Below are 23,436 nucleotides of genomic sequence, written 5' to 3' on the forward strand. Positions count from 1 at the left end.
CCCACTCGCCCACTCGCCCACTCGCCCACTCGCCCACTCGCCCACTCGCCCACTCGCCCACTCGCCCACTCGCCCACTCGCCCACTCGCCCACTCGCCCACTCGCCCACTCGCCCACTCCCGCCAACCCAACCACCGATCTCATGCACCGCCTCCTCCCTCTGCTCTTCGCGCTCCTCGCCGTGCCCGCGTCGGCCCAAGTCATCAACGTTGCCACGGGCAGCGAACTCCTCATCGCCGCCGAGTTCTCCGACGCCGGGTCCGAGCTCCGGCTGACGAGCGCCGACCCGTACGAGATCGACCGCCCGCTCCGGAACACGAACGCGATCACCATCTTCGGCGACCCCGAACTGGAGTCCGCCCCCGAGATCCGCGCTACGGGCAGCGCGTTCGGCGACCCGCTCGTGCGGCCCGGCGCGTCGCTCCGGCTGGAGTACCTCGCGCTCGACGGGGCCGGCCTCGCTGAGGAAGTGATCCGCATCAAGGACGCCGGCCTCGACAGCCTCTTCGTCACCGACGTGACGCTCCGCGGCTCCGAGGACGGGGAAGACCTCGTCCGAATCAACGACGAGGACGATGGCAGCGGCGACCCGCTCGTGCTCGGCGCGGCGGTCTTCGAGGACGTAGTCTTCGCCGCGAGCGGGCGCGGGGCCTTCCGCACGGAGGCTACCATCGGCATGCTCTCGTTCGAGGACATCACCGCGTTCGACGCCGAGGAGTTCCGGCTCGACGGGGCCGTGGACTCGCTCCACTTCGACGGGGCGACGCTCTACCGCCTCAACGGCGGTGGCGCCCCCGCCATCGACGTGCGCTCCGAGGACTACGGCTCGGTCGAGATCCGCGACGCGCTCATCCAGTACGAGGAGGGCGGAGCGATCGACCTCTTGGCGGAGATCGGGGCCGAGAACATCGTGATCGAGAACACTTACCTCGTCACCATCGGCGGGATGCCGAACGCTTTCCCCGGTGAGGACAACCCCGCCGAGGCCGCCTTCGACGCGGGCGAGGGCAACGGCACCGTCGTCAGCGGGCAGCCCATCTTTGAGAACCCGATCACCGGCGTCTTCAACGTCGACATTGCTGTCATCCCGCTCATCGACGGCGACGAGGAGGGCACCATCATCGGCGACAACCGGTGGGGGCTGTTCTCCGAAGACGAGAGCTACACGCTCGGCGCAGACGGGCCGGAGCTGTCGGCCGTCGTCAACCAACTCGCGAGCGTCCCGTCGAGCGCCAACCCGTTCGCCGTGCTCCTCGACCGCGAGGCGGACTACGCCCTCCGCAACACGCTTCGCAATCGCATCCCGCTCCGCATCGAGGCCGAGGGCGTCGAGCCGGGGCAGGAGGAGCCGGCCCTGGCCCGCGTCGCCCCCGGTGCCGACTTCGAGGACGGCGAGAAGCTCTTCCGGCCCGAGGCCGACCTCGAGCTCGTCGGCGTCGAGGCCGACGGCGAGGAGCGCGTCGAGGAGGTCCTCCGCTACGACGAGGGCACCGGCGCGAGCATCACGGTCCGCTCGTCGATCCTCGCCAACTCCGGCGAGGACGAGGACCTCGTCCGCTTCGACCAGGCCGTCGGGGCGGTCTTCTTCGACGACGTGATCTTGCGCAACGCCGGCCGCCGACCCGTCGCCTTCCGCGGCGACTTCGCCTCGCCGAGCTTCGTCATGACCAACTCCACGATTGACGGCAGCCGGGACCGCCTCCGGCTCGAAGCCGCCCCCGACACCTTCGCGATGGAGTTCGTCACCATCACGGGCATCGACGGCGCCGCGACGATCGACTTCCAGCCCGCCTTCCCGGCCGCCTCGCTCCGCAACGTCCTCTTCTGGGGCAACACCAACCCCATCGACGTCGACAGTGAGGAGACCAACCTGTCCATCAACTTCAGCGACTTCGAGGACGCCGACGACCTCAACAGCCGTGCGCGCCGCGCCTTCGACGCCGGCGAGGGCAACTTCTCGGCCGACCCCGTCTACGAGAACCCTGACGAGGACGACTACTCGGTCCTCGTCACGACCGAGGCCGCGACCGGCGCTTCCGACGGCGGCCCCGTCGGCGATCCCCGCTGGGGCACCTACATGGTCGTCAGCAACGAGGATGAGACCGCCGCGCCGACGTTTGCTCTAGGCCTCTACCCCAACCCGCTCGCCGGGGACGCGACCGTCCGGTTCTCACTGGCCGAGGCCGGGACGGCGACGCTCCGGGTCTACGACATGCTCGGCCGCGTCGTGGCGACACTGGCTGAGGGCGAGTACGCGGCGGGTCGGCACGAGGCAACCTGGACGGCCGGCGACGTGGCGAGCGGCGTCTATCTCCTTCGCCTCAGCGCGGGCCGCCGCTCGGCGACGGAGCGTGTGACGGTGCTTCGTTAGCGCCTGCGGCGCGGAAAGGGCGAGAGGGCGGATGGGCGAAAGGGAGGAACTTTTCCAGTGTCGCGTTTCAACACTCGCCCACTCGCCCACTCGCCCACTCGCCCACTCGCCCACTCGCCCACTCGCCCACTCGCCCACTCGCCCACTCGCCCACTCGCCCACTCGCCCACTCGCCCACCCCCATGCTCGGACTCGCGCCTCTCGACTGGGCCGTCGTCGCCGTCTACGTCGCGGGCGTGACGTGGCTCGGGCTGCGGATGAGCCGGGGCGTAGCCACGACGGGCGACTACTTCATGGGCGGGCGTCGGTTCGGGCGGCTCCTGATGGTGGCGCAGGCGTTCGGGACGGGGACGCGGACGAGCCAGGTGGTGGCCGTCTCCGGCGGGGCGGCGCAGTTCGGGCTTGCCGCGATCTGGTTCCAGTGGATCTACCTCTTCTCGACGCCCTTCTACTGGCTCCTCGCGCCGGTCTACCGGCGGCTGCGCTACCTCACGATCGGCGACTTCTTCGAGCGGCGCTACGGGGCACCCCTGGGCGCGGCCTACGCCGTCATCGGACTGCTCTACTTCGCCGTCACGACGGGCGTGATGCTCAAAGGGGCTGGCTTGACTATCTCGGCGGTGACGGGCGAGGCCGTGAGCGTTGAGGCGGCGGTGTTCGCCCTCGTCGCGTTCTTCGTCGCCTACAGCCTCTTCGGCGGCCTCGTCGCGGCGGTGACGACGCAGGCGGTGCAGGGGCTGTTCATCCTCGTGCTCTCGTTCCTGCTCATCCCGTACGCGCTCGCGGCAGTCGGCGGGTTCGAGGGCGCGCGGGCGGCGCTCCCCGAGGGGACGGCCTGGTTCAGCCTCGTAGCCGCCGAGGAGGTGACGCTGTTCTACGTCGTGATGGGCGTCGTCAACGCGCTCGTCGGGGCGACGGTGCAGCCGCACCACATGGCGATCAACGGGGCGGGCAAGGACGAGATCGCGTGCCGGACGGGCTGGACCTACGGCAACTTCGTCAAGCGCTTCGCCACGCTCGGGTGGGCGCTCTCGGGCGTGCTGATCGCAGCGGCGCTCCCGGCGTTTGCGGGCGGGGCGAGCCGGGGGACGCGCGAGGCGGCGTTCGGGATCGCGGCGCGCGAACTGCTCCCGGTGGGGCTGACGGGGCTGCTCGTCGCGGCCGTCGCGGCGGCCGTCGTGGCGGGGGCGAGCGCGTTTATGGTAGGCGGCTCGGCGCTCTTCACGCGCAACGTGTGGCGGCGCTACGTCCGGCCCGAGGCCCCCGAGGCGCACTACCTCGCCGTCGGGCGCGGGGCGTCGGGGGCGGTCGTCGCCATCGGGGTCGTGGCCGCGCTCGCCCTCCCGAGTGTGATCGGCGGGCTGGAGCTGCTGTGGAAGCTGATGGCGTTTCTCGGGATTCCGTTCTGGGCGGCGCTCTTCTGGCGGCGGGCCAACCGCTGGGGCGCGTGGGCCGCGCTCGCGGTGACATTCGGCTGCCTCCTCGTCACGAGCGGGCTGGCGTGGAGCTTCCCGGCCCAGGTCGCGCTCTACCTCCCGGCGGGGATCGCGACGCTCATCGCCGTCAGCCTCGCCACGCGGCCCGAGCCGGAGGCCGACCTCAACGCGTTCTACTCGCTCCTCAACACGCCCGTCGGCGACGAGGAGCGCCTTGCCGAGGCGGGTATCGAGGTGATCCACGAGACCGAGCCGGCGGCGGTGCCCGTCGGCGCACCTGGCACGGAGAGCGCGGTCACGCCGAGCGTCCCCGCCGCGCCCGGCCCCCCGCCCCTCTTGGACGATGCCCCGGCGGCGCGGCGCGGTGCGAGCCTGCTCCTCGTCAACCTGCCTCGCCTCGGCGACGGCTTCTCGCTCACTCGCTACCGGACGGACCTCCGCGGGTTCGCCCTCGCGTGGGGGATCGTCGTCGGCCTGCTCGCCCTCGCTTACGGCGTCGTTGCGTGGGCCGGCGGGTGAAACCACCGGCCATGCCAGTCTGTACGTAGGCCATGTGACGTACCGCGTCAAGCCATCTGCTGACCTCATGCCGACTCCCTCCGTCACCCGTACCGTTGCTGGCTTCGCCGACTGGGACCTTCCTACCGCTGCCCACCGCATCGAGCAGGGTCTCGCTTCGACCACGCTCGACGGGATCAAAGAGACGCTCGGCCTTTCCAGCCAGGAGCTGGCCGACGCCCTTCTGCTCTCCCCGCGCACGATCTCGCGTAGGCGGACTGCCGGGGAGCGCCTCACGCCTGCCGAATCCGAACGGGCCTACCGCCTCGGTCGTCTTGCCGCCCTCGCTGTGGGCACCCTCGGCGGCGTCGAGCACGCTCGGGCGTGGATGCGTGAGGAGAACTTCGCACTCGGCGACGTTCGCCCGCTCGACCTCGCCCGAACCGAGCCGGGCGCGCGACTCGTCGAGCGACTCCTCAGACAGATCCCTCACGGGATACCGGTCTAGGATGCCGTGATCGAGGTCTGGCGCATCACCGCCCCGGAGTACGCCGACACCGCCTTCTCGGGCGAAGGAGCGCGGCTATGGGGCGGACGCTGGGGCAGCGAAGGGCGTCGCCTCGTCTACACCGCCGGGTCGCTTTCGCTGGCCCTACTCGAAGTCCTCGCGGGCGCGGGCGACCGTCACCGGCTCCGGGGGTACCTCGCCGTCAAAGCCTCCTTCGACGAGCATCACCTCGACACGCTCGATACGGCTTCGCTACCGACCGGGTGGGACGCACGGCCCTATACTGGCGTGTCCCAAGCCGTTGGCGACCGGTGGCTTGACGAGCAGTCCTCGCTTGCGCTGCGTGTGCCGAGCGTGGTGGTTCCGACGGAGTGGAACGTGCTGCTCAACCCGGAGCACCCGGCGTTCGAAGAGATCGTATTCGATGTCCCGACAGCAGCCCCGTTCGACCCGCGCTTGCTTGGGTAAAGCAGAGTCAGGTTACCGGATGAGGGTGAGGCGGTGGGTCTCGACGTAGTCCGGCGTCCTCATCCGCACCACGTAGACGCTGCTGGCGAGACGCGAGGCATCGAACGTTGCCTGGTAGCGCCCTGGCTGTTGCTGCCCGTCTGCGAGCAGTGCCACGCGCCGACCGAGGGCGTCGTAGACTGCGAGCCGGACGTGGCCCGCTTCAGCGAGGTCGTAGCGGATCGTCGTCGAGGAGGTGAACGGGTTGGGATAGGCCGGGTAGAGCGCAGGCTCCGTCGGCAGCGCTACCGACAGCGGTGCAGTCTCAATCTCAGCGGTCTCGGCTTCGTCGAGTGCCGCCTCGTCGCCGGTGCCACGTGCGGCGGCCTCGGCACCGAAGGGCAGCCCGGTGGCGAGGTCCACGACCGGCCAGTCTGCCACGTCGAAGACGAAGTCGTCTGTCTCGGGCGCGCTGCTCGGTGCAACGTCGGGCTGCAGGTCGGGCTGAGCCGACGGCACTGTCTTGGCCTCAGCCGCGGCCTCAATGCCGCTCGTGGCCTTGAGTTGTGCGGTGGTGCGAGGAGCCGATTCTTCCGGCGTACCGGTGGCGAGTGCTGCACTCGACGTTGGGCGAGCAGCGGGCGGGAGCTTAGCGAAGGGGAAGCTGTCGCTCTGCTCGGTCGCCGGGAAGGTCGACCCGACTCGGGCGGTGTAGGTGTACGTCCCCGCCGGAGCGAACGCCGGGACGCTCTGGCGCAGCGTGAACTGGCGCGTCGCACCTGCCTGGACCGTGAGACGGACCGGACCGGCGACGGGGCCGTAGGGGCTGCCGTTCGGCAGCGTCACGTCGGTCCAGCCGTCGAAGGTGAGCGGGCCGTCGGTGGGGTTGGTGAGCGTGACGCGGTAGTCGAAGGTGCCGCCGCCCGCCGGAATCTCGATGGGCGAGCCGACCGGCTCGATGGAGACGCTGAGACCAGCCTGCGGCGGGGCCTCGCCGACCGAGAACCGGAGCGTGTCAGCCACACCTCGGTAATTCAGGACGGCGAGCGTTGAGCCTTCGCCGACGGCCCGGAACGCTTTGAACTCCGGCTCGAAGGCGACGACCGAAGCGTCGAGGCCAGTGACGAGGAGCGCGTCCTCGTTCTCGCCCGGCTGCGCGAGAAACGTCGGGAAGACGGCCTCGTACTCCGGCCGCACTTCGTCCCCCACTGTGAGCAGGTGAAGATCGTCGTCCACCGAGAAGGAGACAGGCGAGGTGCCAGGATCAACGTAAACCCGCTGACTTGCCGAGGCAAGCACGACGCTGTCGGGATAAGCGAATGTGGCGAGAGCGAGCACGGTGACGGAGTCCAGCACGGCTCCGGTCACGGGCAGCGCGAGGTTCACCGTAGGAGCCACTGCCGAAACGCCTATGGACTCCTGCTGGAACAACACATTGAGGCTCACAAATCCGGTCGTGTCGGCGACCTGAATTGAAACGGGAAGCACGTCGCCAACGGTCACGCCTGTACCCGACACCGGAGCCGAGAGCGAGAGGCGACCCGGGGCCGAACGAAGCGGTAGTTGGTCTCTTCCGCGTGCAGTCGGGGCATTACCATAAGGCTGAGCCGGGAAACCGGCCCGGTAAGCATCGTTGGAAGCCGGGTAGTTGAGCAATTCATCGACGTTGTGCCCGACTTCTGTGTTGCCCGTGACGTAGTTGCTGGATGTCGTAGAGGAGTGAGAGACACCGTCGTAGACAGTAGTTGCTACGTCAGCCCTGCCGAGTCCGGCTAGCTGACTCGGAAGCGCGACGATGACATCACCATTTGTGGCGAATTCGTCTTCCCCATGTTTCTCGCCAAAGGCGTCAAGGATCTGAATCAGTTCCTGATCGCCTACTCCATAGATGTCCAGATAGGCGTCTGCAATTTGCAAACGCAGGTGCTCTTCTTCCCATTCCAACGTTTCCGCAAGGACCGGAGAAATGAGCGCCGTCATAAGCGCCTTGATAACCGTCTCTGCTCTGAAAGACTCCGTTTGATTCGTCGGATAGTCTTCGAGGCCAGGTGCGATGTCGCCACCGATGATATGTACGGCAGGTGTCGCGGTTGCCTCCAAACCGTACCCCCTACCGTTAGCCTGTATATGCTCTATCGCAGCAGTCGGGCAGGCGGATCTGTCGAATGGTATGCAGAACTCATAGAAATAGCTGAGACCTATAAACCTCATGAAGTACAACAGCTCCTGCACGCCTGAGCCAAAGACACCGTTGATCTCGTCTGTGATGTCAACGAGCATATTTGCTAACTCAGTCCCATTGTGTGGAGTGTCCAGAGTGACCGCCCGGTAGACATAGCCCTTGTTGTAGTTCGCCAGCGTCCTGTAGTCCGGTGCGCCAGAAGGCACGTCAATCGCTGCTCGAAGCATCAGCCCCCCCATGCTGTGGCCAACGTAGTCCACGAGGTTAGCAGCGTAGCCCTGCTCGCGGAGCAGGCTCACAGCAGACGAGAACGACTTTCCGCCCTGCCCTCGTGGTGGCCCAAGCAACTTCTCGGCGTTCTCGTCGAACCCGCCGCCCGGAGCCATCTGTGGGACAAGGCGGGCGCGGAACCGAGGGTCGTCCTTGAACAGCTTGCCGTTCCGGCCCCGCAGATCGTCCCAGTCATCAGGACCTCCATTGAAGCCATGAACAAGCATGAGCGGCGGGCGCACGACTTCGATGGGCCGAAGAAGCGGCTCCGTGGAACAGGGAATAGCAGAGAATGAAGGAGTGATGGTCACGAGCACCGTTCGGCCTGCTCGGTCTACGTCCTCTGGCAACCGGTTGAAGTCGTCCGGAGCACGGTACCAGAACCAGAACTCACCGTCTGCACCCGGCAGCGGCCCGAATGGGTCTAGCGTCGTGCGCTCGCCAGTGCTGGCCGCGTCGCTCCAGCCAGTCGTCTCACTCAGGTCTCCGACCCTCTTCACGCGTCCCAGCGTTTGCGGCGTGGTGCTCGAAGGTGAGAAGGGGTCGGAAAGAGCTACCGAGACGCTCTGCACGTCGCAGCCGTCGTCAGGCAGGCGGTCGGTGACCTTGACGAGAAAACGGGCTACGCCGTCGGCTGCAACGCCCAAAACAGGGCTGTCGCGGTCTTCGTAGTCCTCGTAGCTGTAGTCCCAGACAAACTCGGCGTCGATTCCCGAGGCTGACTCGTCGGTCACGCTGAACGGGCCGGAGATGTCGAAGCTGGACGGGGTGAGTTCATCAGTCACCCGGATGCGGTAGTCCGTACTGCTTACAGCGTTCGAAATCTCCACTGTCTCGCTGATCGTCTTGATCTCGTCATAGATCCCGATGCCATCTCTGTACCCTAGCGTGGTCGGCCAAGTAGCCCCTCCGTCTTCTGAGAGATCGATCCGGTAGCGGAAACTTCGGAAGACGGAGTTGACGAAGCTCTCTGGGTTGCCGATGCGCAGCATCTGGTCTTCCCACTCAACGAGCACCCTGCCACCGAAGGAGCGGTAGCCGCCGTCTTGACCTCCGCTGCCGATCCGTGCATTTTCACCAGGCGCAGGCTTGGTGATGCGGAGCGCGAACGTCGGCTCCGGACCCTCTTCGACGCGGAAGTTGATTGCGGGCGAGTAGCGGCCCGTCGCCTCGTCGCGGGCGACGACGCTGTAGGTACCGGACGGGTCTGCGGTATTGGCGGAAAATGAAGTTGTGAACTCACCATCTGGAGTTGCAGAGAAGTGAGAGTCAATCGCATCGAAGCCGGAAGGCCCTATGATTGAGAGAACAACATCACCACTCGCCGTATACCCGCTTCCGCCAATCGTGACCGACTCACCCGGACTGAGCAGTGCCGTCGAGAGCGCGAGTTGGGGCACGGCCACGTCCGCCGTCACCGAGAACGACCGCGACGCCCAGTAGCTCGTCCCGCCCTCGTCGTCGACGGCGCGGACCCGGAAGACGTAGGAGCCGACGGCGAGGCCGGTGAACGTGCGCGAGGTCGCGGTCGTCGTGCCGGTCTGGTCGTTAAGCGCCCACTCGTAGCCGATGATGGAGCGCCCGCTCTGGCGCGGGTCGTCCGATCCGTCCCAGGCGAACGTCACCGATGAAGTGCTGACCGGGCCGCTCGGGCCGGAGGTGATGACGACGACGGGGGCGGTGTTGAGGTAGACCGGCCAGATGCTCGAGACGTTCGTCTACGGAGAACTCCGGCGGCAGGCGAGCGGGTACGAGGACCCCGTCGCCTTCTACCACCTCCGCGACCGCGACGGGGTCGAGGTCGACCTTGTGCTCGAGCGGTCAGGCCGCTACATCGCGGGCGTGGAGGTCAAGGCGTCGGCCACCGTCCGGGCGAGCGATTTCCGCGGGCTCCGCAAGCTCCAGGAGGCCGTCGGCGACCGCTTCGTCGCAGGCGTGATCCTCTACGACGGCGAGACCGCGCTTCCGTTCGGTGAACGCCTCTGGGCTGTTCCCGTCGGCGGCCTCTGGGAAGCGCGGTAGCATCCTGCTCCGAGCCGTGAAACCGTAGACAGGGAATGCCTCTGAATCCGACCGGCGATCCCCGGCTCGCACACCTCCGAGTGGAACGTGCTGCTGAATCCGGAGCATCCGGCGTTCGGCGAGATCGTGTTCGGTGCTCCGACGGGAACTCCGCTCGACCCGCGCCTGCTCCGATGAAGGGGAGTCGTGTCATCGTATGAGTGTGAGGCGGTGGGTCTTGACGTAGTCTGGCATTCGCACGACGTAGACACCGCTGGCAGCCCTGAGCCGTGGGTGGTGGCTGAGCACGAGAACCTTTGGACCAATGACGAAATGTAGCCGTCAGAACTGCACGTCGTAGTCCGTGGCGTTCAGGTTTGTCAGCGCAAGCATGCCGTGACGCTCGGCGACTGTTCCGGCGCTCTGCATGTCTGCCAGGGCACCAGCGACGGCTACGCGCATCTGCTCGCTCGTCTGCCCGAACCCAAACATCCGGCACACTTCGAGCGCGAGATCCTCGGCCGCGATTCCGAATGAGGAAGAGATCACCTCCGCGATTGCCGCTCGCACCTCCTCCGGCGCGATGAAATCAAACTTGCGAGACCCCGCCGACAGATCGCTCCGCTCGCGGACGGGCACATCAGCCCGCTTTTGCGAAGAGAGGTAGAGAAAGTCTCCGCGCCGGACGATGCCGTTCCGCGCCTCGGCGAGAAGAGTAGCACTCTCAATCGCTTTTCGAATACGACTGCCGAGTCGACTCACTCCGCTGGCATCGAGTATGCGCCGCGCAACCTCATCGAAGTGGACGGGGCTCTCCACCCGTACGACATGACCAACATCCCCAGCGAGTATGTGCTTCGGCACTTCGTGAAGAGGCTCCAAGTGTCCGCGAAGTTTTGCCTTCACGTACGGCTCCGTCGGCACGGGCGCGCGCTTCTCAAGCGGCTTGTCGGCTCGTTCGAGCGAGGGCATATCGACCGTGCGGCGAGGTGGTGAGCGGTCCACCGGCTCGGCCTTTGCGCGCTCGATGGCAGCGACCACCCGCTTCACCTCGCTCTGCGGGTACCGGAACCAGTTGGTACTCCAGATTCGGTGGATCCGCCAACCAAGACCTTCGAGCACAGACTGCCGAATGCGGTCGCGGTCCCGAGCGGTGCGGGCGCTGTGGTACGTCGCCCCATCACATTCGATGCCGAGGAGATAGCGTCCCGGTCGCTCCGGGTCCACGACCGCGAGGTCGATCCGGAAGCCGCCGACGCCGATCTGGTACTCGACGCGGTACCCGAGCGTGCGGAGGGCCTTCGCCACCGCCACCTCGAATGGGGAGTCCGGCTCCCGTCCCGTCGGCTTGTCCATCTCGAGCACCCCCGTTTCGGCGTACTGGAGGTACCGTTTGAAGGCGGCGACCCCGCGAGCGTCAGTTCGTCCGAGGTCGATGTCGTCGGCGCGGAGGTTCGTAAATACTTCGCACCGGCGGCGTGCCCTCGAGATCAGCACGTTGAGCCGCCGCTCGCCACCCTCGCGGTTGAGCGGCCCGAAGTTCATCGACACCGCGCCGTGCTGGTCCCGCCCGTAGCCGACACTGATGAAAACGACGTCGCGTTCGTCGCCCTGCACGTTCTCGAGGTTCTTAACATCAAACCGCTCGATTACGTCCCTGCGGTTAGCGAAGTAATTTAGTTCGGGGTCTTGCAGGCATAACAGGTCTACTTGATCTCGCACCTCCTTCTGCTGGGCTTGGCTGAACGTCGCCACCATCAGAGAGAGCTCCGGCGTCGATTTCGCATGCCTCATTACGGCCTTTGCGACAGCCTTTGCCTCCTTCCGGTTCGAGCGGCGTCCCCCCTTGTCGTAGGTGGTCTCGGGAAGGTGATGGTAGACGAGGCCGACCTCTGCCTTCCCGGCGTCGGGGCTGGGGAAGATCACGAGTCGGTTCTCGTAGAACTCCTGGTTTGAGACGGCGATGAGGGATTCGTGGCGGCTACGGTAGTGCCAATTGAGCATACGCTCGGGGGCCCGCTTTGACTTGAACAGTTCGAGGATGCTCTCGATGTCGGCGGTGTCGGAGAAGTCCTCGTCGTCGGCATCGCCGACCACGCTGTCGAAGAAGCTCGTCGGAGGCAGCTGCTTGCTGTCGCCCACGACGACTGCCTGCCGACCGCGAAGGATCGCGCCGAAGGCATCGACCGGTTTCACCTGGCTCGCTTCGTCGAACACGACGAGATCGAAATCGACCGTTCCGGGCGGGAGGTACGTCGCGATTGACATCGGACTCATCATGAACACAGGCTTGATCGCCTGCACGGCCCGGCCAGCGACGGTCATGAGCTTGCGGATAGGCAGGTACCGCCGCTTCTTCCCAAACTCGTGGTAGAGCACGCCTAGTTGTCCGGCAGCAGAGGCTGCCGTCCCATTGCGCGGGAGGTTCTGCCAGTGTTCGAGGGCGAGTCGGACACGGTTATAGGCGAGGGCGATCTCGTCGCGGTCGATGAACCGGCGGAGCGCTTCGCCGTGGAGTGCGCTGTTGAACCGGGCAAGTGCTGGACGCTCGGTGAAGGCGACATCGACGAGCGTCGAGTACCAGACGTAGTCGAAGGCGTCGGAGAGATGCGTCGCTGCGTGCTCCCAGTTCGTGGCTAGACCGGCGAAGAGAATGAGGCTGTCTTCGGCGAACGCATCGACTTGGTGGTTGAAAGTCACGATCTCCTGAAGTCTCGCAGCCTGTTTCGCCCATCCCTTCGCAAGAGCCGCGAGCACATGCAGAGGCTGCATGTCAATAGTCTCGCCCTCGCCGTACCGTCGCTCGGCCACGAACGCCACGATGTCTACCGCCTTCTGCATACGCTCGCCGAACGACTTCAGCCGCCCTTCCACGTTCTCGGCAAGCGGCTCCAGCGCATCGAGGTCGGGGCCACCCGCGAGAAACGCGACAAGGCCGCGGGGCACCTTGCCGGAGGCTACGTCCCCATGCAGCGAGGTCATCCACGACGCGATGCGCTCCAGCACCGCCCAGTCCGACGCCGCGCCTTCCCACTGCAGACCGAACAGCCCCGACCCGAGCGACGCGTAGGCATCGATCTCTTTCCGAAGCCGCTGGGCCTCCCGGATGCCATCGACGATGGCGAGGCGCTCGTCGTGCCCCGTCGGTATCGGCGTTTCGATAAGCCCCGCAAGCCGACTCTTCGCACGTCGCCAGTCCCCAATGAAGATCCGGTACCACTTCTCGCCGTGAGCTTTGAGGTGCTGGCGGGTCTCCAGCACGTCCTCTTTCCATGCCTCGGGAATGAGCACCTCGTTGTACTCTGCCCGGACGGCATCGTAGGCCGTCCCCACGCGCACGAGTTCCGCCACGTCCGAGCGCCGCGCGTGCCACTCACCGGCATCGACCCGAACGCCCCGGAGGTCCGGTGCCGCGAGGGCGCGGCGTGCCGCCCGAGTCAGCACGTCCGCGTCGGCCGGCGTTTCTGCATCGAGGTGGAGGAAGTCGCTGAGGGGCCGAACGGCTTCAGAGAGTGATTCGATAGAGGTCGAGGCTTCACTGGCAGTGCGTTCCACCGACTGTTGCTCTGATGGCAGGAACGCCTTCCGGTTGCTTCCCCAGAAAGGGTGCTCGGTAGGGCGACCTATGTCGGCCACGAGCGTCTGCATTTGGACCACCTTCGCACGCCGCCGAGCACAGTCCGATGCCGTCCACGACTCCATGTCTCGGTCGGACGCTCCGGGTGGCTCGACCCCATTCCACCGCTGCCGCTGAAGGAGCAACTCGCCATAGGCATCGTAGGGCCGGACGCCGGTCTCCCCGATTGACTCATAGACGGCTGCGGCATATGCGTTGAGTTGATCCCTCGCGTCGATGAGCACATCGAGGTCGGTATGCAGTGCCTCCGACATGGGGCGACCGAGATTGATCGTCCGCTCCAACTCTGCGAGCAGTTTTTTCTTGCTCGTCTTGTGGCTATGAAGTTCGAGGCACGCATCGCCGAGATGAACCCCATTGAGTCGCCGCTTGACCACTTCGAGCGCCGCCATCTTCTCGGCCACGAACAATACGCTCTTCCCCTGCCCTATGGCCTCGGCGATGATGTTCGTGATGGTTTGCGACTTTCCTGTCCCCGGCGGCCCCTGGATGACTAGGTTGTTGCCACGCTTGACGTCTAGGAGCGCGAGCGTCTGCGAACCGTCTGCATCGACGACTTGGTGGACTTCGTCGGGGTGTAGGTGCCGGTCGAGATGTTCCTCATCGCTGAGCCGGTCGGTCGCTGGCGGGAAGCCGTCGCCGAGAATGGCCCCGATGATGTCGTGGTCGAGCGGGCTGGTGCCGTCCGGCCACTCGGTCACGTCGAGGTCGTTGTACATCAGCAGCTTCCCAAACAGGAAGAAGCCGAGGTGAACAGCCTCCCGGTCTACTCTCCATCGAGGCGTCTCATCGATGACGTCCCCAATCCGGTCGAAATAAGCCTCGATGTCGAGTTCTGCCTCCGGGTCGGGCAGTGGAAGGGAAAGCCCGAACTCAGCCTTGAGCTTGGCCTGCAATGAGAGGTTGCCACCGACCTCCTCATCAGTGTAAGAGAGCCGGAAGCGAGCACGCACGTCTGTCCGTGTCAGTTCGACCGGAACGAGAAGGAGCGGTGCCCGACGCCGCTTGTCGCTCGACAGATCCTCGTACCATTCCAGCATTCCAAGCGCGAGGTACAACACGTTGACGCCCTGCTCCTCCACGAACGTCCGTGCAGCATAGAACGTCGCGAGCAGCCGACTCTGAAGCTTACTTGGTGTGTAGGGCGTCTGGAGCCGACTGTCCGTGTGCCGCGAGGCAGTTCCCTCCTCGCCCGCCTCTTCGGGCTGAGTGAGCAACGCCGATAGGTCGCCCTGATATTCGTCGTTCTCGAAGAGCGACGGCTCGAACAGTTCTTCTTCCTCGTCGAAGTCTGGGATGGGCAAGAACGACATCAGCCGCCTTTCGCCGACGAGGACCTCGTAGACCTGTGCCGGAAGTTCGTCGGTGATATCGAGCCCCCGCGCCTTGAAGGTTTGATAGTTGAGCAGGGGGTTGCGAAGCCCGAGGTCTAGAAGCTCACGGCGGGCAGATTCGAGTTCGCTCCGGATCGTATTGCGAGTGGCAGACGACAAGGTTGAAACTGAGTCTTGGAGTAGCTTAGGCAAGAACGGAACGCCAGACGCTCGGGGAGCGCAAACATAACCGACAGGCGAATACCGCATGCGCCGATACCTTCTAAAATCTGCTTCGACTTGCGCCTCACCGACGGCTTCTCGGTCGCCCGCTACCGGACCGACCTCCGCGGGTTCGCGCTCGCGTGGGGGATCGTCGGCGTCCTGATCGCCCTCGCCTACGGCGTCGTTGCGTGGGCCGGAGGGTAGAAAGGCCGAGGCCCGGAGCCGTCGCGGGACCCGGGCCTCACAGGAGCCAATGACCGGACTCGAACCGGTGACCTGCTCATTACGAATGAGCTGCTCTACCAACTGAGCTACATTGGCGGTCAGAGGAGAAAACTACGGCCCGACGCCCACCGCCGTCAAGCAGCGGAACCGCGCCGGGCCGGGGATAATCTATGAACGGCCCTACCGCCTACGCCGTGCTCACCCTCCGCCACGTATCCAAAGCCTTCGGCTCGACGCACGCACTCCGCGACGTGAGCCTCACGGCAGCGTCGGGACAGACGACGGCCCTCCTCGGGCCGAGCGGATGCGGGAAGTCGACCCTGCTGCGGCTGATGATCGGGTTGCTGCGGCCGGACAGCGGGACGGTGCAGTTCGAGGGCGAGGCCGTGACGCCGCAGAGCGCGGAGCGGCTGCGCCGCCGGATGGGCTACGTGATCCAGGACGGCGGCCTCTTCCCCCACCTCACGGCCCGCGAGAACGTGACGCTGATGGCCCGCCACCTCGGCCAGCCGAGCGAGCAGATCGAGCGCCGCCTGCGCGACCTCGCCAGCCTCGTCAAGCTGCCTCTGGGCGCGCTCGACCGCTACCCGGTGCAGCTCTCCGGCGGGCAGCGGCAGCGCGTCGGCCTCGTGCGGGCGCTCTTTCTCGACCCCGACGTGCTCCTCCTCGACGAGCCGCTCGGCGCGCTCGACCCGCTCATCCGCGCCGACCTCCAGGACGACCTCCGCGCCATCTTCCGCGACCTCGGCAAGACGGTCGTCCTCGTCACGCACGACGTGGGTGAGGCCGCCTACCTCGGCGACACGCTCGTCCTCCTCCGGGACGGCGAGGTCGTGCAGACCGGCTCGCTGAAGGACCTGGCGGAGCGTCCTGCCCGTCCGTTCGTCGAGCGTTTCCTCCGCGCCCAGCGCAACCCGGCCTTCGACCGCGCATGACGCTCGTCCTCATCCTCGCGCTCCTCCTCCTCCCTGCCGACACGACGGTCGTCGTCGGCTCGAAGAAGTTCACCGAGTCGGTGATCCTCGGTGAGGTCGCGGCGCAGAAGCTGCGGGCCGAGGGCATCGACGCCCAGCACCGGGCCGAGGTCGGCGGGACGCGCGTGCTGTGGGAGGCGCTCCGGCGCGGCGACCTCGACGCGTACCCCGAGTACACGGGGACGATTGCCCAGGAGATTCTAGGCGGTGCGGCGCTTCCCGATGCCTCTGCGATGCGCGACAGCCTCGCCCGCTACGGGGTTCGGATGAGCGAGCCACTGGGGTTCAACAACACCTACGCTATTGGGATGCGCGAGGCGGAGGCCGAGCGGCTCGGCATCGAGGCGATCTCCGACCTGCGTGACCACCCCGACCTGCGGATCGGGTTTACGAACGAGTTCATGGACCGGCCCGACGGCTGGCCCGGCCTCCGCCGCGCCTACGCACTCCCCCACCGCGACGTGCGCGGGCTCGACCACGACCTCGCCTACCAGGGCCTCGAAGCCGGGACGATTGCGGCGATGGACCTCTACTCGACCGACGCCGAGATCGCCTACTACGACCTCCGCGTGCTCCGCGACGACCGGGGCTTCTTTCCCGACTACCAGGCCGTGCTCCTCTACCGCGCCGACCTGCCCGCCCGGGCCGCCGCTGCGCTCAGCCGGCTCGAAGGCACGCTGTCCGAGGAGCGCATGACCGCGCTCAACGCCCGGGCGAAGCTCGACCGCGTGCCCGAGGCGCTCATCGCGGCGGGGTTCCTCGAAGAGCGGCTCGGCATCGCCGACGAGATCGTGGTCGATGGGTTCTGGGCGCGGCTGTGGGCGCGGACGAAGGAGCACCTCGGCCTCGTCGGGCTGTCGCTTCTGGCGGCGATCCTCGTGGCGGTTCCGCTCGGCGTGGCGGCGGCGAAGGTGGGGTGGCTGGAGCAGCCCCTCCTCGGGATCGTCGGGGTGATCTACACGGTCCCGTCGCTGGCCCTGCTCGTGTTCATGATTCCGCTCCTCGGCATCGGCGCGGTGCCGGCAATGGTGGCGCTGTTTCTCTACAGCCTCCTCCCGATCGTCCGCAACACCCACGCCGGGCTCAAAGGCATCCCCGGTCCGCTCCTCGAATCGGCCGAGGCGCTCGGCCTGCCCGCCCGCGCCCGGCTCCGGCTCGTCGAACTCCCCCTCGCCGCACCGACGATCCTCGCCGGGATCAAGACGAGCGCCGTGCTCAACATCGGTACCGCGACGCTCGGCGCGCTCATCGGCGCGGGCGGCTACGGGCAGCCGATCCTGACCGGCATCCGGCTTGACGACACCGCGCTGATCCTCGAAGGGGCCGTGCCGGCGGCCCTCCTCGCCCTCGCCGCGCAGGGCCTATTCGAGATCGTGGAGCGCGTCGTCGTCCCGAAGGGGCTGCGGCTCGACTCGGCAGTGTAGTGGGGGCAAAGAAAAAGCCGGCCCCCGCTGCAAAGCGAGAGCCGGCCTCTGTCGGGGTGGCCCCGCAGGGCGGGGTAAACTCCGATTTGAACCCACGACCTTCCCGCTCCGGCGGGACGCGCTACCTACCGTTCGGACAGGAGCAGGAGTACACGCTCTGGACTCTTCAGACGCTTGAGCGTACGTTCGAAGCGCATTGCCTCGCTGCGCGTCTCGAAAGGCTCTGTGTGGAGCAGCGTCCACGGTCCGCGCCCACGCGTGGACCGAGTCTGCCCAGCATTGTGTTCGCGGAGGCGGCGTTCTAGATTCTGCGTGTGGCCGATGTACAGGCGGCCCGAGGATTCGGACCTCAGCACGTATACGAAGAAAGGCACGGGCCAAAGAAAAGGCCGGCCCTCGCTGTAAAGCAAGAGCCGGCCGCTGTCGGGGTGGCGGGATTTGAACCCACGACCTCTTCGTCCCGAACGAAGCGCGCTACCGGGCTGCGCCACACCCCGATGGTGTGTCCTTCCAACGTGTCAAACGGCGCGTGGTGCCGCCCCGACCTTCCCGCCTGAGCGGGACGCGCTACCGGGCTGCGCCACACCCCGATGGTGTGTCCTTCCAACGTGTCAAACGGCGCGTGGTGCCGCCCCGACCTTCCCGCCTGAGCGGGACGCGCACCGGGCGGAGTTTACCCCGGCACCGGGGCCACACCCCGAGGTTGGACAGGGCGGCAATATAAATCGGCGGCGCGGCGACGGGCAAAAGGAGTTTCAGGGAAAGACCACGGTCTGGACGAGGCTGGGGCTTTCACGGCGTCTGCACCGGGCGCGCCGTAGTTTCTTCGCTTCGCTTTCTTTGCCGCCCGCCATGCCCGAGACCGCCCCCGCCCCGCCCGTCACCCCGGACGCCGACGCCACCGCCTACGACCCGACGACGGTCGAGGCCGGGTGGTACGCCTACTGGGAAGGCCACGGCTTCTTCCGCGCCGACGCCGGGCGCGCCCAGCAGCAGCGCGACGCCGGCACGCCGCCGTTCGTCGTCCCGATGCCGCCGCCGAACGTGACCGGCAGGCTCCACATGGGGCACGCGCTCCAGGACGCGGTCCAGGACGCGCTCACCCGAGTGCACCGCATGCAAGGCCGCGAAGCGCTCTGGATTCCTGGGATGGACCACGCCGGCATCGCCACGCAGAATGTGGTCGAGCGCACGCTCCGCGAGGACGGCATCGAGCGGAAGGCCATCGGGCGCGAGGCATTTCTGGAGCACGTCTGGGCCTACGTCGAGGAGTTTGGGGGGATCATCCTCGACCAGAAGCGCCGCCTCGGGACCTCGCCCGACTGGAGCCGCGAGCGCTTCACGCTCGACGACGGCTACGCCCGCGTCGTGCAGGATGTCTTCGTGAAGCTCTACGAGGACGGGCTGATCTACCGGGGCAACTACCTCGTCAACTGGGACCCGGAGAACATGACGGCCATCTCCGACGAAGAGGTGGACAACGTCGAGCGCGACGGGCAGATGTGGTGGATCCGCTACCCCTACGCCGAGCGCGACGGCCACGTCACGATTGCCACGACGCGCCCCGAGACGATGCTCGGCGACACCGCCGTCGCCGTCCACCCCGAGGACGAGCGCTACACCGACCTCGTCGGGGAGCGCCTGCGCCTCCCGCTCACCGACCGCACGATCCCGATTGTCGCCGACGCGCACGCCAACCCGGAGTTCGGCGCGGGCGCGCTCAAGGTCACCCCGGCCCACGACAAGAACGACTTCGAGATCGGCCACCGCCACGACCTGGAGGTACTAACGATCCTGAACCCCGACGCGACGGTCAACGAGCACGGCGGGCCGTACGAAGGGCTCGACCGCTTCGAGGCGCGCAAGCAGATCGTTGCCGACCTCGACGCCGCCGGACTGCTCGAAAAGGTGGAGCCGTACAAAAACACGGTCCCGGTCTCGTCGCGCTCGAAGGCGGTCATCGAGCCGCTCATCTCGCGGCAGTGGTTCGTCAAGATGCAGCCCCTGGCCGACCTCGGGCTGCAGGCGCTCCGCGACGGTGCCATCCGGTTCTACCCCGAGCGCTGGCAGAACGAGTACGTCCGCTGGCTCGACGGCATCCGCGACTGGACCATCAGCCGCCAGCTCTGGTGGGGCCACCGCATTCCGGTCTGGTACTACCTCGACGCCGACGGCGAGATCGACGAGAGCCGTGGTTTCGTGGTCTCGGTCGGGCAGCCCGAACTCGGCATGGTGCAGGACGAGGACGTGCTCGACACCTGGTTCTCGTCGTGGCTCTGGCCCTTCGCCACGCTGGGCTGGCCCGAGGAGACCGACGACCTCCGGGCGTTCTACCCGGCGACGACGCTCGTCTCGGGCTACGACATCCTCTTCTTCTGGATCGCCCGGATGGTGATGGCGGGGCTCCACTTCACCGGGCAGGTCCCGTTCCGCGACATCTACATCACCGGGATGATCAAGGACGCCCAGGGGCGCTGGATGTCGAAGACGCTCGGCAACGGGATCGACCCGCTCGACATGATCGAGCAGTACGGGGCCGACGCGGTCCGCTTCAGCCTGAACGTCCTCTGCACGCCCGGCCAGGACATCAAGCTCGACCCGTCGAAGTTCGAGATGGGGCGCAACTTCGCCAACAAGATCTGGAACGCGTTCAACGTCTTCGGCCGGTTCATGGAGCCGGGGAAGGACTATCGCCGGACGCGCGCGTTCGAGGACCTCGACCTCGCCGAGCGCTGGATGCTGACCCGGCTCAGCCAGACGATTGAAACGGTCAACGAGGCCGTCGGGCGCTACCGGCTGAGCGAGGCCGCGCTCGCCGTCTACGACCTCTTCTGGCGCGACTACTGCGACTGGTACCTCGAACTCATCAAGCCCGCCCCCGGCGAGGCTATGAGCGACGAGACGATCGCGCTCGCGGCCGAGGTCTACGAGCAGATGGTGAAGCTCCTCCACCCGTTCATGCCGTTCATCACCGAGGAGCTGTGGCACCGCCTGCGCCCGCGCGCCGCCGGCGACGCCTGCATCGTCGCCCCCTGGCCCGAGCCAAACGCGGCCGAGACCGACGCCGAGGCCGCCGAGACGTTCGCGCTCATGCAGGAGCTGATCTCCGGCATCCGCGGCGTCAAGAGCCAGTACGGCGTCGCGCCCTCGAAGCCAGTCGAAGCCCACGTCAGTGTGAGCGATGCGAACGGGCTGGCCGACGCCCTCGGCGCGCACGGGCGCTACTTCGAGCGGCTGGCGAACGTGGACCGGCTGACCGTCGGAAGCGGCCTCGCCAAGCCGAAGGCGAGCGCGGCGGTCGTGATCGGCTCGCACGAGGTGTTCGTCCCGCTCGCCGGGATGATCGACCTGGGTGCCGAGCGCGCCCGGCTCCGCAAAGCCATCGAGGAGAAAGAGGCCTTTCGCGCGAGCGTCCAGAAGAAGCTCTCCAACGAGCAGTTCACCAGCCGCGCCCCGGCCGAGGTCGTCCAGCGCGAGCGCGACAAGGCCACCGACGCCTCGGCCGAGATCGCCGCCCTCCGCGCCAACCTCGAGGACCTGGGGTGAGGACGGAGGACGGTGAGACGGAGGACGGAAGACAGTGGACGGAAGACAGTGGACGGAAGACAGTGGACGGTTGGCGCAGAGCACAACGGTCTCGCTAACTTGTCTGGCTTTTCTTGACTCGCCCACTCGCCCACTCGCCCACTCGCCCACTCGCCCACTCGCCCACTCGCCCACTCGCCCACTCGCCCATGCGACGCCGCGCCCTCGCCGCCATGCTGCTCCTCATCCTCCTCGCCGGCTGCGGCGGGGAGCAGGTGGCGCTCGACGCCCAGGTCGAGGACTTTCGGCTCGTCCGAGAGGAGGACGGGAAGCAGGTCGTCACCGGCGTCCTCGTCAATCCGACGGAGCGGACGCTGGCGAGTGCGACGGTCTACGTGGACCTCTACGACCAGCCGGTCGAGCCGGGCGTGGAGCCGGTCGAGGCGATGCAGGTCGAGGTGCGCGGCGTCGCGCCGGGCGACAGCTTGCGGTTCCGTCAGACCGTCGACACGCGCCTCACGCTCAGCGGGGCCCGCGCCGCCCGCATCGTCGTGCGGTAGGTAGCGCCAAGAGCACACTCTGGGCCTCGCTGCGCCGGCACGGACGTGAGGCACGGCAGCAGATGCCGAGAGCGCAGGCGACGGACCGCAGACAGCAGGCAACGACCCGGCCCGGCGGTCAGCGGTCAGCCGTCCGGGGTCCCTGGGATGGCGACGGGGTTCATGACAGCAGTAGATCCGTAGCCCCCAGACGTAGCGAGGGCGACGGACACCCACGGCCCGTCGCCCTCAACTACCGCTGCACCCCGGGATTACTCTCCCGGTAGCAGCACGGCGTCGATCGCATGCACCACGCCGTTGCTCGCGTCGAGGTCGGCAGGGCCTACCACCACGGTGTTCGTCTCGCCGATGAGCGAGATGACGCCACCGGTGATGTCTACCTCAAGGGTACTTCCCTCGATGGTCGTCAGCACCTGCCCGTCGATGAGGTCACCGGAGAACGCCTCGACTTCCACGACATGGTAGGTCAGGATGTCGCCGAGGTCGTCGCGGGCCAGAAGTTCCTCCACGGTGATCTCGAGGTCACCGAGGAGTGCGTCGAAGGCGTCGTTCGTTGGGGCGAAGACGGTGAACGGGCCGTCGCCTCGGAGCGTGGTGATGAGCTCGGCCTCCGTGAGTGCCGTGGCGAGCGTGCTGAAGCCCTGCACGACGGCTACGTCCACGACATCGAGGTTCTGGAGCAGCACCTCGTCGATCAGGTGCACCACGCCGTTCGTGGCGAGGATGTCCGTCGCGATGATGTCGACGCCGTTGACGGTCGGGCCGCCGTCGAGGTCGATCTCCAGCGTCGAGCCTTCGACGGTCGTGGGCATCTGCCCGTCCATGAGATCAGCCGCGAGAATCCGACCCGGCACGACGTGGTAGGTCAGCACCTTCTGGAGGAGCGCCTGGTTGTCGTCCTCCAGGAGCCGGCCGACGATCTCAGCGCCAAGCGCGTCGAACGCGGAGTTGACCGGAGCGAAGACCGTAAACGGACCCGGGCCCTGGAGCGTGGCGACGAGTTCGGCCTCGATGAGCGCCGTGACGAGCGTGCTGAGGTCCGGCGTCGCCTGCGCGAGCTCGACGATGTTCTGCGTCGGGCCGGACTCAGGAAGCAGCACCGCATCGATGAGGTGCACGACCCCGTTCGAGGCGTCGATGTTCGGCGTAGTCACGGTCACCGTGTTGGTCTCGCCAATCAGCGAGATCGTCGGGCCGTTGATGTCGACCTCGAGCATGCTGCCCTCGACGGTCATCAGCATCTGGCCGTCGGAGAGGTCGCCGGAGAAGGCTTCGCCCGGCACGACGTGGTACGTCAGGATGTCGCCGAGGTCGTCGCGGGCGAGGAGTTCGTCGGCCGTGATCTGGAGATCCGCCAGGAGGGCCTCGAAGGCGGCGTTCGTCGGGGCGAAGACGGTGAAGGGGCCGTCGCCCTGGAGCGTGGTGACGAGGTCAGCCTCGATGAGGGCGGCGACGAGCGTGCTGAGGTCGTCGGTGCCCTGGGCGAGCTCGACGATGTTCTGGAGCGGGGGCGGGTCGTCGTCGTCGTCGTCGCTGTCGCAGCCGGAGAGGACCGGGACGAAGAGCGCGAGGAGGACGGCGAAGGAGAGCAGCTTGAAAGGCATGGTCTTGATAGGCAAGTGAGTGGGATTTGCGACTTCAGTACCCCCCACTCGGGCCCGGTGACTATGCCTTTTTCTGGCGTGCTACCCCGCTTTTTGCGCCAAAACACGCGCTGACGAGCCGAAAACCAAAACCTAATTCACTGATACGAAATACCTTGACTGAAGTAGGGGCGTAGCATGCTACGCCCCCACAGAAAATTTTCCATACCGGCGGCGAGTGGGCCCGTCTAGCCCGC

At 66.8% G+C, this 23,436-nt stretch carries 13 protein-coding genes and 2 tRNA genes; 10 read left to right on the forward strand and 5 right to left on the reverse strand.

Annotated features, from left to right (window positions below; genetic code table 11):
- The first annotated feature begins 142 nt into the window (after window positions 1-142).
- From AAGI91_12135 to AAGI91_12150, 4 genes are all read left to right on the forward strand, one after another.
- The gene (locus tag AAGI91_12135; GenBank protein MEM1043365.1) at window positions 143-2,371 is read left to right on the forward strand and encodes a T9SS type A sorting domain-containing protein; all 2,229 of its coding nucleotides are present in this window, start codon (window positions 143-145) and stop codon (window positions 2,369-2,371) included.
- A 182-nt stretch (window positions 2,372-2,553) separates the two neighbouring features.
- Window positions 2,554-4,326 carry a hypothetical protein gene (locus AAGI91_12140; GenBank protein MEM1043366.1) on the forward strand — a complete coding sequence of 591 codons (1,773 nt, stop codon included), beginning with the start codon at window positions 2,554-2,556 and terminating at the stop codon, window positions 4,324-4,326.
- Between the two features lie 67 nt (window positions 4,327-4,393).
- On the forward strand, window positions 4,394-4,813 hold the full coding sequence (locus AAGI91_12145) for an antitoxin Xre-like helix-turn-helix domain-containing protein (protein ID MEM1043367.1): 420 nt from the start codon (window positions 4,394-4,396) through the stop codon (window positions 4,811-4,813).
- A 6-nt stretch (window positions 4,814-4,819) separates the two neighbouring features.
- Window positions 4,820-5,281, forward strand: coding sequence for an RES family NAD+ phosphorylase (locus tag AAGI91_12150; GenBank protein ID MEM1043368.1), 462 nt, complete (start codon window positions 4,820-4,822; stop codon window positions 5,279-5,281).
- 12 nt (window positions 5,282-5,293) lie between these two features.
- On the opposite strand, the gene AAGI91_12155 is transcribed toward AAGI91_12150, so the two are convergent.
- Window positions 5,294-9,337, reverse strand: coding sequence for a T9SS type A sorting domain-containing protein (locus AAGI91_12155; GenBank protein MEM1043369.1), 4,044 nt, complete (start codon window positions 9,335-9,337; stop codon window positions 5,294-5,296).
- A 76-nt stretch (window positions 9,338-9,413) separates the two neighbouring features.
- Between AAGI91_12155 and AAGI91_12160 the strand changes: the two genes are divergently transcribed.
- Window positions 9,414-9,734 carry a DUF4143 domain-containing protein gene (locus tag AAGI91_12160; GenBank protein MEM1043370.1) on the forward strand — a complete coding sequence of 107 codons (321 nt, stop codon included), beginning with the start codon at window positions 9,414-9,416 and terminating at the stop codon, window positions 9,732-9,734.
- Between the two features lie 321 nt (window positions 9,735-10,055).
- Here the strand turns inward: AAGI91_12160 and AAGI91_12165 are convergent, their stop codons facing one another.
- The gene (locus AAGI91_12165) at window positions 10,056-14,843 is read right to left on the reverse strand and encodes a DUF3320 domain-containing protein (GenBank protein ID MEM1043371.1); all 4,788 of its coding nucleotides are present in this window, start codon (window positions 14,841-14,843) and stop codon (window positions 10,056-10,058) included.
- Between the two features lie 120 nt (window positions 14,844-14,963).
- Here AAGI91_12165 and AAGI91_12170 point away from each other — a divergent pair, with 120 nt between their 5' ends.
- Window positions 14,964-15,092, forward strand: coding sequence for a hypothetical protein (locus AAGI91_12170; protein MEM1043372.1), 129 nt, complete (start codon window positions 14,964-14,966; stop codon window positions 15,090-15,092).
- A gap of 44 nt (window positions 15,093-15,136) precedes the next feature.
- Here the strand turns inward: AAGI91_12170 and AAGI91_12175 are convergent.
- A tRNA-Thr gene (locus tag AAGI91_12175) sits at window positions 15,137-15,209 on the reverse strand.
- Window positions 15,210-15,307: 98 nt separating this feature from the next.
- On the opposite strand from AAGI91_12175, the gene AAGI91_12180 reads away from it, so the two are divergent.
- Window positions 15,308-16,048: an ATP-binding cassette domain-containing protein gene (locus AAGI91_12180; GenBank protein ID MEM1043373.1), complete on the forward strand. Its 741-nt coding sequence runs from the start codon at window positions 15,308-15,310 to the stop codon at window positions 16,046-16,048.
- The gene (locus AAGI91_12185; GenBank protein MEM1043374.1) at window positions 16,045-17,511 is read left to right on the forward strand and encodes a glycine betaine ABC transporter substrate-binding protein; all 1,467 of its coding nucleotides are present in this window, start codon (window positions 16,045-16,047) and stop codon (window positions 17,509-17,511) included. The genes AAGI91_12180 and AAGI91_12185 overlap by 4 nt, the downstream gene beginning before the upstream one ends.
- A gap of 423 nt (window positions 17,512-17,934) precedes the next feature.
- On the opposite strand, the gene AAGI91_12190 is transcribed toward AAGI91_12185, so the two are convergent.
- Window positions 17,935-18,008: transfer RNA gene (locus tag AAGI91_12190), tRNA-Pro, on the reverse strand.
- 355 nt (window positions 18,009-18,363) lie between these two features.
- Here AAGI91_12190 and AAGI91_12195 point away from each other — a divergent pair.
- Together AAGI91_12195 and AAGI91_12200 are read left to right on the forward strand one after the other, a co-directional pair.
- Complete coding sequence (locus AAGI91_12195; protein ID MEM1043375.1) at window positions 18,364-21,057, forward strand: valine--tRNA ligase; 2,694 nt, start codon at window positions 18,364-18,366, stop codon at window positions 21,055-21,057.
- A gap of 188 nt (window positions 21,058-21,245) precedes the next feature.
- Window positions 21,246-21,596, forward strand: coding sequence for an FxLYD domain-containing protein (locus tag AAGI91_12200; protein MEM1043376.1), 351 nt, complete (start codon window positions 21,246-21,248; stop codon window positions 21,594-21,596).
- A gap of 251 nt (window positions 21,597-21,847) precedes the next feature.
- On the opposite strand, the gene AAGI91_12205 is transcribed toward AAGI91_12200, so the two are convergent.
- Window positions 21,848-23,200: a fasciclin domain-containing protein gene (locus AAGI91_12205; GenBank protein ID MEM1043377.1), complete on the reverse strand. Its 1,353-nt coding sequence runs from the start codon at window positions 23,198-23,200 to the stop codon at window positions 21,848-21,850.
- Window positions 23,201-23,436 lie beyond the last annotated feature (236 nt).

Source organism: Bacteroidota bacterium (genome assembly GCA_038746285.1).
Taxonomy (GTDB): domain Bacteria; phylum Bacteroidota; class Rhodothermia; order Rhodothermales; family JANQRZ01; genus JANQRZ01.